Source organism: Streptomyces sp. BBFR51, assembly GCF_044591655.1.
Lineage (GTDB): Bacteria > Actinomycetota > Actinomycetes > Streptomycetales > Streptomycetaceae > Streptomyces.
The window spans coordinates 989,619-1,002,499 of record NZ_CP172448.1; the positions used below are offsets into that span (position 1 = coordinate 989,619).

Annotated in this window: 12 protein-coding genes; 5 read left to right on the forward strand and 7 right to left on the reverse strand. The window is 74.1% G+C overall.

What is annotated here, in order from left to right; genetic code table 11:
- Position 1: 1 nt before the first annotated feature.
- From ACGH7X_RS04560 to lnt, 4 genes are all read right to left on the reverse strand, one after another.
- A complete protein-coding gene (locus tag ACGH7X_RS04560; protein WP_399881870.1) occupies positions 2-1,906 on the reverse strand; it encodes a helix-turn-helix domain-containing protein in 1,905 nt (634 codons plus the stop codon).
- Positions 1,907-1,962: 56 nt separating this feature from the next.
- Positions 1,963-2,763 (reverse strand): 3-hydroxybutyrate dehydrogenase, encoded by an 801-nt coding sequence (locus ACGH7X_RS04565; protein ID WP_399881872.1) that lies wholly within the window; start codon positions 2,761-2,763, stop codon positions 1,963-1,965.
- A gap of 54 nt (positions 2,764-2,817) precedes the next feature.
- Entirely contained in the window at positions 2,818-3,297 is a 480-nt protein-coding gene (locus tag ACGH7X_RS04570) for an NUDIX hydrolase (RefSeq protein ID WP_399881874.1), read from the reverse strand.
- 69 nt (positions 3,298-3,366) lie between these two features.
- Positions 3,367-4,980, reverse strand: coding sequence for an apolipoprotein N-acyltransferase (gene lnt / locus ACGH7X_RS04575; protein WP_399881876.1), 1,614 nt, complete (start codon positions 4,978-4,980; stop codon positions 3,367-3,369).
- A gap of 299 nt (positions 4,981-5,279) precedes the next feature.
- On the opposite strand from lnt, the gene ACGH7X_RS04580 reads away from it, so the two are divergent.
- A complete protein-coding gene (locus tag ACGH7X_RS04580) occupies positions 5,280-6,284 on the forward strand; it encodes an O-antigen ligase family protein (protein WP_399881878.1) in 1,005 nt (334 codons plus the stop codon).
- Between the two features lie 135 nt (positions 6,285-6,419).
- Here the strand turns inward: ACGH7X_RS04580 and ACGH7X_RS04585 are convergent, their stop codons facing one another.
- Entirely contained in the window at positions 6,420-6,965 is a 546-nt protein-coding gene (locus ACGH7X_RS04585; RefSeq protein WP_399881880.1) for a hypothetical protein, read from the reverse strand.
- 79 nt (positions 6,966-7,044) lie between these two features.
- Positions 7,045-7,830 carry a glutamate racemase gene (locus ACGH7X_RS04590; protein WP_399881882.1) on the reverse strand — a complete coding sequence of 262 codons (786 nt, stop codon included), beginning with the start codon at positions 7,828-7,830 and terminating at the stop codon, positions 7,045-7,047.
- 39 nt (positions 7,831-7,869) lie between these two features.
- Here ACGH7X_RS04590 and ACGH7X_RS04595 point away from each other — a divergent pair, with 39 nt between their 5' ends.
- The gene (locus tag ACGH7X_RS04595) at positions 7,870-9,114 is read left to right on the forward strand and encodes a glycosyltransferase (RefSeq protein WP_399881884.1); all 1,245 of its coding nucleotides are present in this window, start codon (positions 7,870-7,872) and stop codon (positions 9,112-9,114) included.
- Positions 9,115-9,133: 19 nt separating this feature from the next.
- Here the strand turns inward: ACGH7X_RS04595 and ACGH7X_RS04600 are convergent, their stop codons facing one another.
- Complete coding sequence (locus ACGH7X_RS04600; RefSeq protein WP_399881886.1) at positions 9,134-10,468, reverse strand: TerD family protein; 1,335 nt, start codon at positions 10,466-10,468, stop codon at positions 9,134-9,136.
- 295 nt (positions 10,469-10,763) lie between these two features.
- Here ACGH7X_RS04600 and ACGH7X_RS04605 point away from each other — a divergent pair, with 295 nt between their 5' ends.
- The 3 genes from ACGH7X_RS04605 (at position 10,764) to ACGH7X_RS04615 (ending at position 12,839) form a co-directional block, all read left to right on the forward strand.
- Entirely contained in the window at positions 10,764-11,207 is a 444-nt protein-coding gene (locus ACGH7X_RS04605; protein ID WP_399881888.1) for a DUF6643 family protein, read from the forward strand.
- 42 nt (positions 11,208-11,249) lie between these two features.
- Positions 11,250-12,077, forward strand: coding sequence for an MOSC domain-containing protein (locus ACGH7X_RS04610; RefSeq protein ID WP_399881890.1), 828 nt, complete (start codon positions 11,250-11,252; stop codon positions 12,075-12,077).
- Positions 12,078-12,233: 156 nt separating this feature from the next.
- On the forward strand, positions 12,234-12,839 hold the full coding sequence (locus tag ACGH7X_RS04615; protein ID WP_399881892.1) for a hypothetical protein: 606 nt from the start codon (positions 12,234-12,236) through the stop codon (positions 12,837-12,839).
- Positions 12,840-12,881: the final 42 nt, after the last annotated feature.

The window sequence follows — 12,881 nt, forward strand, 5'->3', positions numbered from 1 at the left end:
GTCAGTGCCGTACCGGGATCGACAACCGGTGGAGTCTGAGCGCCAGTTGTATCTCCAGCGCGCGGTCGGGACGTTGCCAGTCGTCGCCCAGGAGGCGGCCGACGCGCTCCAGGCGCTGGGCGACCGTGTTCACATGGACGTGCAGTTCCTCCTTGGTGCGGGCCGGGCTCATGCCGCAGGCGAAGTACGCGTCGAGGGTGCGCAGCAGTTCGGTGCCGCGGCGCTCGTCGTAGGCCACGACCTGGCCGATGGTGCGCTCGACGAACCCGGGGACGTTCTGGTCGCCGGCCAGCAGCAGGCCCAGGAACCCGAAGTCCTCGGCGGCGGCGCCGTCCCCTGAGCGGCCGAGCAGGCGCAGGGCGTCGAGGCAGCGTCCGGCCTCGGTGTAGGCGGCGGCCACGGCGTCGGGGTGGGCGGCGAGGTCCGCGACGGGGGCCGAGGCACCGACGGTGACGGCCTCGTGGACTGCCCGGCCCAGGTGCCGGGCGGTGCGGCGGGCCAGTTCGGTGGCACCGGTCCCGGCGGCCAGCGGCAGCAGCAGTACGGTGCCGCCGTCCCGGGCGGCGGCCAGGCCGTGCCGGGTCGCGGCGAGGTGGGAGGCCGCGGCCCACAGGCGTCTGCGCGCGTCCGCCTCCTGGTCGGCGTCGGGTGCGGTGGCCTCGAGGCGGGCGGCGAGTACCACGTGGGTGGCGGACAGGTCGGCGTGCAGCCGTCGGGCCCGGTCGCTCAGCAGGCGCGGGTCGCGGTCGCGGGCGTCGAGCAGGTCGTCGAGCAGCTCGCCGCGGACGCGCTGTTCGGCCTCGGCGGCGGAGCGCCGGGCGAGCAGCAGCAGGGAGGTGACCATCGCGGCGCGCTCCAGGGTGAGCTGGTCGACGGGGTCGAGGCCGGGATGGCCGCGCAGGACGAGGGCGCCGAACAGCTCGTCGCCGGCGGTGACGGCGGCGATCCAGTCGTCCTCGTGCCGCACCGCGTGTCCCTCGGCCCGGGACGCCTCCAGGGCGCGGGGCGGCGCAGCGGCGGCCTCGGTGAACTCGACGGTGCCGTCCAGTACCTGCGAGACGGCGGCGGCCACGTCGTGCACCCCGCCACCGCGCAGGACGAGTTCGGTGAGCCGGTCGTGGACGTCCGAGGCGCGCTCGATGACGCCGCTGCGGTCCCGGATGATCTCGTTGGCCCGTTCCAGCCCGGCGAGGGCCGAGCGGGTCTCGGCGAGCAGGTTCGCGGTGTCGATGGCGGCGGCCGCGAGGGCGGCGAAGGAGCCGAGCAGGGCGATCTGCTCGCGTTCGAAGACCCGGGCGCGCCGGTCCGCGGCGAAGAGCACGCCGATGACGTGGTGGCCGAGCATGAGGGGCACGCCGAGGATGGCGACGAGGCCCTCGTCGCGTACTCCCGTGTCGATGGTGCCGGTGTGCTGGAAGCGGGCGTCCTTGAAGTAGTCGTCGGTGACATAGGGGCGGGCGGTCTGGGCGACCAGGCCGCCGAGGCCCTCCCCCATGCCGAGGCGCAGTTGCTGGAAGCGGGCGGCGACCGAGCCCTCGGTGACCCGCATGTAGGTGTCGCCGCGCTCCGGGTCGTTGAGGGTGAGGTAGGTGACGTCGGTGCCGAGCAGGGAGCGGGCGCGTTGCACGATCGCCCGCAGTACCGCGTCCAGGTCGCGCAGTCCCGCGAGGTCGTGGGCCGTCTCGAACAGCGCGGACAGCTCCGCCTCCCGCCGGCGCCGGCCCTCCAGCTCCGAGCGCACCCGCAGCGCGAGGTGCTTGGCCCGCTCGAGCGCGTCGATCCGCTCGGCCGGTCCTCCCTCGGCGCGCGCCAGCAGCACGGGCTGCTCGTAGGCGTCGGCGGAGGCGCCGCGGGCGAGCAGCTCAAGGAACGACGTATCGGCGGACTGCGCGTGATCGCGGGACATGCTCACAGGATTCCCCATCTCGCGGTCGTCCCGGCAGCCCTGTGGAAAACCCCGGCTCAGTGGGCGGTCCAGCCGCCGTCCAGGACGAGCGAGGTGCCCGTGACGTAGGACGCCCGCGGTCCGCACAGGTACGCCACCGCCTCCGCGACCTCGTCCGGTTCGATCAGCCGCCGCACGGCGCTGTCCCGGAGCAGTACCTCGGAGAGCACCTGCTCCTCGGGAATCCCGTGGGCCCGGGCCTGGTCGGCGATCTGCCGCTCCACCAGCGGGGTGCGTACGTAGGCGGGGTTCACGCAGTTGGAGGTGACCCCGTGGGCGGCGCCCTCGAGGGCGGCGGTCTTGGAGAGCCCCTCCAGTCCGTGCTTGGCGGACACGTAGGCCGCCTTGTAGGCCGAGGCGCGCAGGCCGTGGACGGAGGAGATGTTGACGATGCGGCCCCAGCCCTGCCCGTACATGTGGGGCAGGGCGCCGCGGATGAGCCGGAAGGGGGCCTCCAGCATCACCGTGAGGACGGTGTGGAAGACGTCCGGCGGGAACTCCTCGATGGGCCGCACCAGCTGAAGCCCGGCGTTGTTGACGAGGACGTCGGTGCCGGCTGCGGCGCGTTCGGCCGCGTCCAGGTCGGTCAGGTCCAGGACCTGGGTCTCGACACGGCCCGCGAGGTCTCCGCAGCTCTCGGCGAGCGCGTCCAGTCCGGCGGCGTCCCGGTCGACCGCTCTGACCTCGGCACCGGCGGCGGCCAGTCGCAGTGCGCAGGCACGGCCGATGCCGCCGGCGGCGCCGGTGACGAGGGCGGTGCGGCCGTCAAGGTCGAGCGAGGAGGCGTGGGGAGCCGGAAGGACGCTGGGCGAGGTCATGTCCCGACCCTAGACAGCGTCCACCCGTCCCCCCATGTGGGCACGGCCCATACTTCAGAAGGAACCAGTGGGTTCGAACCATGTGGGGGCGTCGGACAGTGCCTGCTTGACCCTGGTCTGCCCGAACTCCTTGAGGTCCGGCAGCGCGTCCACCGCGAACCAGCCCACCTCCAGCGACTCGTCGTCGTTGACCCGGGCCTCGCCGCCGACGGCCCGGCAGCGGAAGGTGACGTCCATGAACTGGCAGACGTCACCGTTGTCGTAGGTGACCGGCGTCAGCGCCTGGACGAGGACCAGCCGCTCGACGACGCACCGGACGGCGGTCTCTTCCTCCACCTCGCGCACGGCGCAGGCGGCGGGCTGCTCCCCGGGATCCGGGATGCCTCCGATCAGCGACCAGCGCCCGTTGTCGGAACGTCGGCCGAGCAGCACTCTGCCCTCGTCGTCGAAGACGACGGCGGTGACCCCGGGGAGCCACAGCAGCTGGTGTCCGGCAGAGGCGCGCAGGTCGCGGATGAAATCGGGAGTAGCCATGCGTCCGACCCTAACCGGGCCGCCCGGACCACTCCCGACGCTGCCACGGGGCGTGCGACGGGCGTACGGCTACACGTCACGGGCGCGTCGCCCGCGCACGCCTGCGCCCACGGCCCAGCCGAGCCCGCCCGCCGCGACCAGCACCAGGGCGATCTCGGGCGCGATGCCGAGCCACGTGGCGGGCGTCTGGGAGGAGCGCAGGGGCACCTTCTGGACCAGGGAGTCCGCCACGAACATGCCGGTCTTCTGGGTGATCCTGCCGTCCGGCATGATGATCGCGCTGACACCGCTGGTCACCGGCACGGTGACGGTCCGGCTGTGCTCGACCGCGCGGATGCGGGACATGGCGAGTTGCTGGTAGGTCATCTCGCTGCGGTCGAAGGTCGCGTTGTTGCTGGGCACGGAGATCATCTGGGCGCCGTCGGTGACCTCGGAGCGCACGGCCCAGTCGAAGGCCGCCTCGTAGCAGGTCACCAGGCCGACCTCGGTGCCGGCCATGGTGAACACACCGGGCTCGGTGCCCCTGCTGAAGTCCCGGCTGACCATGGAGGTCCAGTTGTCGTTGATCGCCCCGATGAGCGAGCGCAGCGGCAGGTACTCCCCGAAGGGCTGGATCTGCCGCTTGTCGTAGGTGTCGACGGGGCCCTTGTCCGGGGCCCAGAGGATCTGCTCGTTGAGCAGCTTGCCGTCGCGTTCCACGACGCCGCCGACCGAGATGGGCGCGCCGATCGCCTTGGCGGCCCGGTCGATGACCAGGCGGGCGTCGGCGTTGGCGAAGGGGTCGATGTCCGAGGAGTTCTCCGGCCAGAGCACGAAGTCGGGCCGTTCGGCCTTGCCCGCCTCGACCTCGGCGGCCAGACGGTTCGTCTCGCGCGCGTGGTAGTCGAGTACGGCCCTGCGCTGGGCGTTGAAGTCGAGGCCCGCGCGCGGCACGTTGCCCTGGATCACGGCGACGGTCGCGGTGCCGTCCTCCGCCTTGTCGCTGACCAGCGGCCGGGCGGCCACGGCGCCCACGACGGGCACCGCCACGCCGAGGATCGCCACGGCCGCGGCGCTCCGCCGTACCGCGCCGCCCCGGCGCGCCCGGACGGCCAGGCGCACGGCCTCGTAGAGGCCGAAGCCGCACAGGACGACCGCGAAGCCCAGTACCGGCGTGCCGCCGGCCGCGGCGAGCGGCAGGAAGACACCGTCCGCCTGCCCGAACGCGACCTTGCCCCAGGGGAAGCCCTCGAAGGGCACACGCGCGCGTGCGGCCTCCCCCGCGATCCACAGCGCCGCCGCCCAGAGGGGCCATCCCGGCAGCTTCGACACCGCGGCGACGCCGGCGCCGACGGCCGCGACGAAGAGCGCCTCGATCGCGACCAGGGCGAGCCAGGGGCCCGGGCCGACCTCCACGCCGGTCCACACCAGCAGGGGCAGCAGGAAGCCGAGACCGAAGAGATAGCCGAGGCCGAGTCCCGCCTTCCAGCCGCGACCGCGCAGCACCCACCCGAACACGGCGAAGGCGGGCAGGGCCAACCACCACAGGGAGCGCGGAGGGAAGCTGACATAGAGCAGCACTCCGGAGAGCGCGGCGGCGGCGCCCGGGACGAGGCGCAGGAGCCGCGCGGTGGCCCGGGAGGCGGGCGTGGTCTGCGGCTGCGTCCGGTCCGACTCGCCGACGGAGGTTGCGGTGGCTGTCACCCCCCGGAGTGTACGGCGGGTGACCTGGCCGCGGACAGGACGGTCCGCGGACGCCGCGGGCCCCGGGCAGCCGGCGCCGCATCGTTTCGCCACAACCGGGCGCCGACCGGTCCACAATCCGCCGACCAGCCGTTACGGTGTGCCGGAGCCTCGGTCGCCGGCCCGATCCTGCCGGGCGGCGGGGGCGCGTCAGGTCGGGGGCGACGCGGGCGGGGGACACGGTGGGTTCGAGGGGGACGACGCCTGCGGCCGGTGCGGTCGCGGACGGCGAAAGACGCGGCGGCGCGGACACGGCGGGGGTGGTGATCCTCGGTGCCTGCGCCTCCTGGTCGCTGATCACCGCAGCCGCGCGCGACGGGCGCCCGGAGGGCGTGCTGCTCGCGGTGCTGGCCGTGGCCGCCGGTTACGCCGCGGGACGGATCGGCGGGGCGCTGGTGCCGGTTGCCGCCCCTTGTGCGGCCGCGTTGGCGGGGACCGTCCTGACGGTGGCCGTCCCGCATCTCGCTCCCGGGCCGCGCATCACCGCGCCGCTGGGGCACGCCGGTGCGAGTGCCGCCCTCCTGGCGCTGTCGGCGGGCGCCGCGTGCTGCGGGGCGTGGGCCAGTGAGGTGCCGGCCGTGCGGGCCGCGTTCCGGTTGCTGGCCGTCGGGATCGCCGTGATCGCGGCCGTACTGGGCTCGGCCGCCGGTTGCGCCGCCTGTGCGGTGGTGCTGCTGTGCTCGCTCGCCGCCGGCCGGGTGCGCCGCCGCGGTGGATGGATCGCCGCACTGGGGCTCGCCGCGGGCCTGGTGACGGGCCTGAGCTGGGCGGTCCTGGGCAGGTTCGTGCCCGACGGGCTCGCCGCCCTGCTGGAGGGGCAGCTGACCTCCCATCGCGTCCGGCTGTGGGCCGACGCGTGGGAACTGCTGCGTGGGGACGTGGCGTTCGGGGTCGGCCCGGGACGGTTCGGGGCGTCGAGCCCGACGGCCGCCCTGTCGCAGGTGCCGGACGGCCGACCGCACTCGGCGGTGTGGCAGCAGGCGGCCGAACAAGGGGTCGTGGGTGTGGTGCTGCTGGCCGCGGCCTACGGCTGGGTGCTGTACGCCCTGTGGCGCTCGCCGCGCCCAACGCCGGTCGTCCTCACCGCGGGTGTGGCCCTCACCGGGCTCGCGGCGATCGCCGCCGTCGGCAACGCGCTGAGCTTCACCGCGGTGCCGGTGGGCGCGGGGCTCCTCGCGGGGCTGGCCACGGCCCGGCCCTTGGCCGAGGAGCCGCCGGCGCGGGCCACAGGCGTACGACCGCGGGGCCGTCGGCCGTCCTGGTGAGGGCCGTCCCGGTGAAGGCCGTCCCGGTGAAGGCCGTCCCGGTGAAGGCCGTCCCCTTGAGGGCCGTGCGGGGTCGGCGCCGGCGCGACCGGCGGAGGGTCGGCGCGCTCGGTTCTCCCGGCGGGCGCGGCGCCGTCAGTGCGCCGGACCGGGTGCCTTCGGACGCAGCCGCTCCTTGATGACCTGGACGGCCGCCTCCGCGTCGTCCACGGTGATCGTGAAGGTGTGACCGTCCCACAGCCGCAGGATCAGCCCCTCCCCGCGCCGCACGACGACGGCGGTGCCCATCTCCGGCCGCCACCGGTAGCCCCAGCCGCCCCAGTGGCGCGGGGTGACGTGCGGAGCGAACTCGGCTCCGGCGACGTGCGAGAGGGGGATGCGGCGGCGGGGCACTCCAATGTGGCCGCAGCGTACTTCGAGGCAGTCGTCGTCGACTCTCAGCGCGACGTGCACGAAGGCGAGCGTGCCGAAGAGGACCAGCAGTCCCGCCGCGATGCAGCCGACGACCGCCATGGCCAGCGGGGCGACGCCGGACTCCCAGGCCGAGTCGACGGCCAGGGCGATGCCCAGCGCCATGCACGCGGCGCCGATGAGCGCCAGGAACCACTGGACCCGGTTGGTGGCACGGCCGGTCCAGACGTTCGGCTGTGGTGGGACGGTCTCGCCGTGGCGATGCCTCATGGCTATGAGGTTACTCATGTTTCGCTGCGCGGGTACCTCGTCGCGCAGGGTGACTGGGCCGACCGGACGGACCCGCCGGTCAGCGGGCCGGCGTGACCGCGCGCAGGAGCCTGCCCTCGTCGTAGGCCAACGCGGGCGCGGGCAGCGTGCCCTCGCGTCCGCTGAGCAGCACGGTGAGGGTGCCCTCGGCCGGGGCGCCCGGGTCGGGGCGGGCACCGATGCGGCGCAGCGCCTGGGCGGCCACCGCGCCGGCCGAGCCGTGCAGGACGAGGCGCGGGGCGCCGGGGCGCTGCACGGCGGCGCGGATGCGCTCGGCGACCAGTTCGTAATGGGTGCAGCCGAGGACGACGGTCGTCACGTCGTCGGGGGTCAGGGCGGCCGCGGCGTCGACGGCCGCGGTGATCGCCGCCTCGTCCGCGTGCTCGACGGCGTCGGCGAGCCCCGGACACGGCACTTCGGCGACCGGCGCGCCGCCGGCGAACTCCTCGATGAGACCGCGCTGGTAGGGGCTGCCGGTGGTGGCGGGCGTCGCCCAGATCGCCACGGGACCGCCGCCGGCCGCCGCGGGCTTGATCGCGGGCACGGTGCCGATGACGGGCACCCCGGGTTCGAGCAGGGCGCGCAGGGCGGGCAGCGCGTGCACGGTGGCGGTGTTGCAGCCGACGATCAGGGCGTCCGGACGGTGCGCGGCGGCGGCCTCGGCCACGGCGAGGGCACGCTCGGTCAGGTCCTCGGGGGTGCGCGGGCCCCAGGGCATGCCGTCGGGGTCCAGGGAGAGGATGAGATCGGCGTCCGGTCGCAGGCGCCGTACCGCGGCGGTGGCCGCCAGCAGACCGATTCCGGAGTCCATGAGCGCGATCTTCACCCGGCCACCATAGACGATGCACCGCGTCCGGCCGGTGTCGTGGGGCAGACTGCGCACGTGAGCGCCGATGTGTGGACGTCCGTCGTGACCGTCGTACCCGCCGTGTCCCTCGCCGCCTGGCTGTGGCTGCTGCTCGCCCGGGGCTTCTTCTGGCGTACGGACGTCAGACTTCCGGCCCGGAGGGAGCCCGCCGGCTGGCCCTCGGTGTGTGTCGTGGTCCCGGCACGTGACGAGGCGGCGGTCCTGCCCTCGAGCCTGCCGTCGCTGCTCGCCCAGGACTATCCGGGGCCGGCCGAGGTCTTCCTGATCGACGACGGCAGTACGGACGGCACGGGTGAGCTGGCGTGCGAGCTGGCCCGGCGGCACGAGGGTCTGCCGCTCACCGTGGCCTCACCCGGGGAGCCGCCCGCCGGCTGGACGGGCAAGCTGTGGGCGGTGCGGCACGGCATCGGGCTGGCACGCGCGCGTGAACCCGAGTACCTGCTGCTGACGGACGCCGACATCGCGCACGCGCCGGACAGCCTGCGCGGGTTGGTGTCGGCGGCCCACGCCGGAGGTTTCGACGTCGTCTCCCAGATGGCCCGGCTGCGCGTGGAGAGCGTGTGGGAGCGGCTGGTGGTGCCGGCCTTCGTCTACTTCTTCGCCCAGCTGTACCCGTTCCGGTGGATCGGCGGTGGCCGCACGGGGACCGGGAGGAAGAAGGGGAAGAAGGGGACACGGACGGCGGCAGCCGCGGGCGGCTGTGTACTGCTGCGTGCCGGGGCCGCCGAGCGGGCACGGATCCCGGACGCCATCCGGCACGCCGTCATCGACGACGTGGCACTCGCGCGGGCGGTCAAGGGCGGCGGCGGCCGCGTCTGGCTGGGCCTGGCGGACCGGGTGGACAGCGTGCGTCCGTATCCGCGGCTGCACGACCTGTGGCGGATGATCTCGCGCAGCGCGTACGCGCAACTGCGGCACAACCCCCTGCTGCTCGCCGGGACGGTCGTCGGGCTGGCGCTGGTCTACCTGGTGCCGCCGGCGGCCGTACTGGCCGGCGCCGCGACGGGGCATGCCGTGACGGCGGTACTCGGGGGCGCCGCCTGGCTGGTGATGGCGGGGACATACCTGCCGATGCTGCGTTACTACCGGCAGCCGCTGTGGCTCGCCCCGCTGCTGCCGCTCACCGCGTTCCTCTACCTCCTCATGACGGTCGACTCCGCGGTGCAGCACTACCGGGGGCGCGGCGCGGCCTGGAAGGGCCGCACCTACGCCCGGCCGGACGCCGTGGCCGAGGAAGGCTGAGCACCGGTCCGCGGCGGGGTCACTTCCGGCCGGGAGTCCAGTTCATGCCCCACCCGTAGGCGTGGTCGACCGTCCGCTGCGGGCTCACGCCGCGCTCGGGGACCAGGTAGCGGGCCTCTCGCTGGACGACGAGGTCGTTCCCGGTGTTGGTGATCAGCGCGAGGGCGCACACCGTCGAGGGCACGGTGCACTCGTCGAGCGAGAAGTCGATCGCGGCGCCGTACTGCGGCTGGAGGGTGACCGTCGCGTGCAGGTCGGCGAAGGAGCGGGCGCCCTCGTAGATGGTCACGAAGACGAGGACGCGGCGGAAGTGCTGCTTGTGGTCGAGGTTGATGGTGAGGTTCTCGCCGGAGGAGACGGCGCCGGTGCGGTCGTCGCCGTCGAGATGGATGAACGGCGGCTGGTGCAGCGCCCCGAAGGCGTTGCCGAGGGCCTGGACCACGCCCTTGCTGCCGTCGCTCAGTTCGTACAGGCAGCACAGGTCGAGATCGAGGTCGTCGTGCATGGCGACCGGACGGCCCAGTTTGCGGGCCCAGCCCGAGAACTGCTTGCGCACCTGCCAGTTGAGGTTGACGCGCATGGCGCCCGAGGTGCCGCCCTGCTTGGTCAGCGAGACGGAGGGCGCCGCCTTGGTGAGCGTGACCTTGGTCAGCCGGACCGGCGCGGCGGAGGGCGCCGCCGACGGGGGCGGAGGCGGGGCGGCGGCCGCCCGTGCCGCGGGCGGCGCGGGGGGTGCCGGAGGGGGCATCGTGGCCGCGGGGACGGACGGAGCCGGCGGGGCGGGTGGGACTGGCTGGGGTGCCGGGGGTGCTGGGGGTGCCGCGGGGGCTTGCTGGGGCTCGTCCACCGAGATCCCGTAGTCCGTGGCCAGTCCCTCGAGTCCGCTGTCGTAGCCCTGGCCGACGGCACGGAACTTCCAGGCGCCCTGTCGGCGGTAGAACTCGCCGAGTACGAAGGCCGTCTCCACGGTCGCGCCCGGATTGTCGAAGCGGGCCACCACGGTGTTCCGCGCGGCGTCGCGGACCTCGATGTACAGATCGGGGACCTGCCCGAACGATCCGCCGTCCGAGGAGGCGGCGAGGATCACGGTCTCGATCGCGGGCTCCACGCGCGCGAGGTCGACGAACAGGCTGTCGGTCACCCGGCCGCCGGCGTCGCGCTTGCCCTCGTGGCGGACCGCGCCTGAGGAGTGGGCAGACTGGTTGTAGAAGACGAAGTCCGCGTCGGAACGGACCTTTCCGCCCACCAGGAGGAGGGCGGAGGCGTCCGCGTCGGGCACGCCGGGGCCGGTTCGCCAGCCCAGCTCCACCCGCAGCGCCGTCGTCGGCACCGGGGTGTTCGATCCTTTCGACATTGACATGTCCGCCCCCATCACGTGTCACCGAGCCGGGCCGTGCCCCGGCGAATCGTCGAGTTGTCCGCGTCCAACCTATTCTCCCCGGCGCCCGTCCCCCGCGAGGAGTTCGGCAGGACGGCCGGTCAACCGCCGGTAACCCGCCCGGAACTCGGCCTTTACCTTAAAAACGCGCGGCATGACGCCCCATTTTGCCAAGTTCGCTCGCATTGGGGATCCCAGGTCACTGAGGACACGGAAAACAACCCTCTTATCGGTCTCCCCAACCAGCACATCGTGGGCTTAACTTATGGCCATGACCTCCCCCCGCTCCACTTATGGCGGCGGCTACTACTCCGCCTCCTTCCCGGACACCCCGATCTACGACTCGCTCGTGGCCGAACGGGGCACCCCGCAGATCGCCCCCATCCGGGTCCCCGCCGCGTACGACATGCCGAGCAGCAGCCACCTGCCCGCGCTGCCGTCCGCCCTGCCCGCCCTCCCGGCGGGCCCCTCGCAGCCCTCCTACGGCTACCCGCAGCAGGTGCCGCAGCCCGCCCCGCTGCAGCAGGCCCCCGCCGCCTACATCCCGCACCAGGCCACCGCGCCGCGCGGGTACCCCGGCCCCCAGCAGCCGCAGCAGCCCCGCCCGGCCGCGCCCGGCCCCGCGGGGTACGAGGCGATGCGCCCCGCGGCTCCCCGGCCGGCCCCCGCGCCGTACCAGGACCCGTACAACCAGCAGCAGTACCGCGGCTACTGAGCCGCCCTCCGGGTTGTCGGTGCCGCCTGGCACGATGACCTCATGGGGTACGCGCGACTGAGGTCGATCCACGTCCATCCGGTCAAGGCGTTCCGGAGCCTGTCACTCCGGGAAGCCGTCGTGGAGCCCTGGGGGCCGGCCGGTGACCGACGCTGGATGCTGATCGACGACGGGGGAAAGGTCGTCACGCAACGCCGGCAGCCGCGCCTCGCCCTGGCCGCCGCCGAGCTCGTGCCCGGCGGCGGCGTACGGCTGTCCGCGCCCGGCCTGGAGCCGCTGACCGTGCCCGTCCCGCGCCCGGGAGGCACCGTGCCGGTGCGGCTCTTCCGGGACAAGGTCGAGGCGCTCCCCGCCGAGGACGCCGCAGCGCACGCCTGGTGCAGCGCCCTTCTCGGAGCCGACGTCCGACTGGTGCACCTGGACGATCCCGCCGTCCGCCGGCCCGTGGACCCGCGGTACGCGCTGCCGGGCGAGACCGTCTCCTTCGCCGACGGCTTCCCGTTCCTGCTGACGACGACGGCGTCCCTCGACGCCCTCAACTCCCTGATCGCACAGGGCGAGCACGCGGACGAGGGCCCTCTGCCCATGAACCGCTTCCGGCCGAACCTGGTCGTCTCCGGCACCGAGGCGTGGGCCGAGGACGGCTGGTCACGCATCGCCGTCGGCGAGGTCTCCTTCCGGCTCGCCAAGCCGTGCGGGCGCTGCGTGGTGACGACCACCGACCAGGACACCTCCGAACGCGGCGCGGAGCCACTGCACAGCCTCGGCCGGCACCGCCGTGTCGATGGCGCACTGGTCTTCGGGCAGAACCTGGTCCCGCTCGGCCGCGGCACGGTCCGGGTCGGCGATCCGGTGCGGATCATCGAGTGACGTGCCGCCGTCCCACCGGCCGGGTTCCGGACAAACGGCCCGGAACCGGGAACCCCGCCCGTGGTCCGCGCGTTGGGCTTTGTGAGAGCTTCATGAGAACCCTGCGGGCCAGTGTCACCGAGCGGGGGCGGTGAGGAGCGGGAAGGGGGTGCGTGTGTGCGTGCGATCAGGGGCCTGTGGCGCTGGCGGGGCAATCCGCTGTGCCGCGCGACCGACCTGGCCGAGGCCTGGACGGCCCTGACGGCTCTGCTGCTGATCGTGTCCGTGGCGCCGCTGGTCGGCGTGCTCGTGGGCGGCGTGGCGCAGAACGCGCTGCAACGCTCGGTGCGCGAACAGCACGAGGCCCGGCACCGGGTGACGGCCACCGTGGTCCGCGCCCTGGAGCGTTCGCCCCTGACCGTCGACCCGGAGAGCTCCTCCGGCGGGGATCTGCGCACTCGGGTCCTCGCCGACTGGACCGCGCCGGACGGCTCGCGGCACGAGGGCCCCGTCATGGTGGGGATCGACGACCCGGACAGCGGCGACCGGTTCGCGATATGGACGGACGCGCGGGGCCGGGCGGTGACCCGCCCGCTGGACTCCGCGACCGCGACCACGCACGCCGTGCTCGCCGGCTTCGGCACCGCGGTGGCGGCCGCGGCCCTGGTCGAGGCCGCCCGGCGGATCGCCGTGTGCCGCATGGTCCGCCGCCGGTACGCCCGCCTGGAGCAGGAGTGGGACCGGGCAGGACCGGACTGGGGCAGGACCGGCGCGGGCAGCTGACGGGCTTGTGCCTCCGGTCAACTCACCACCTGCGCGCACGCT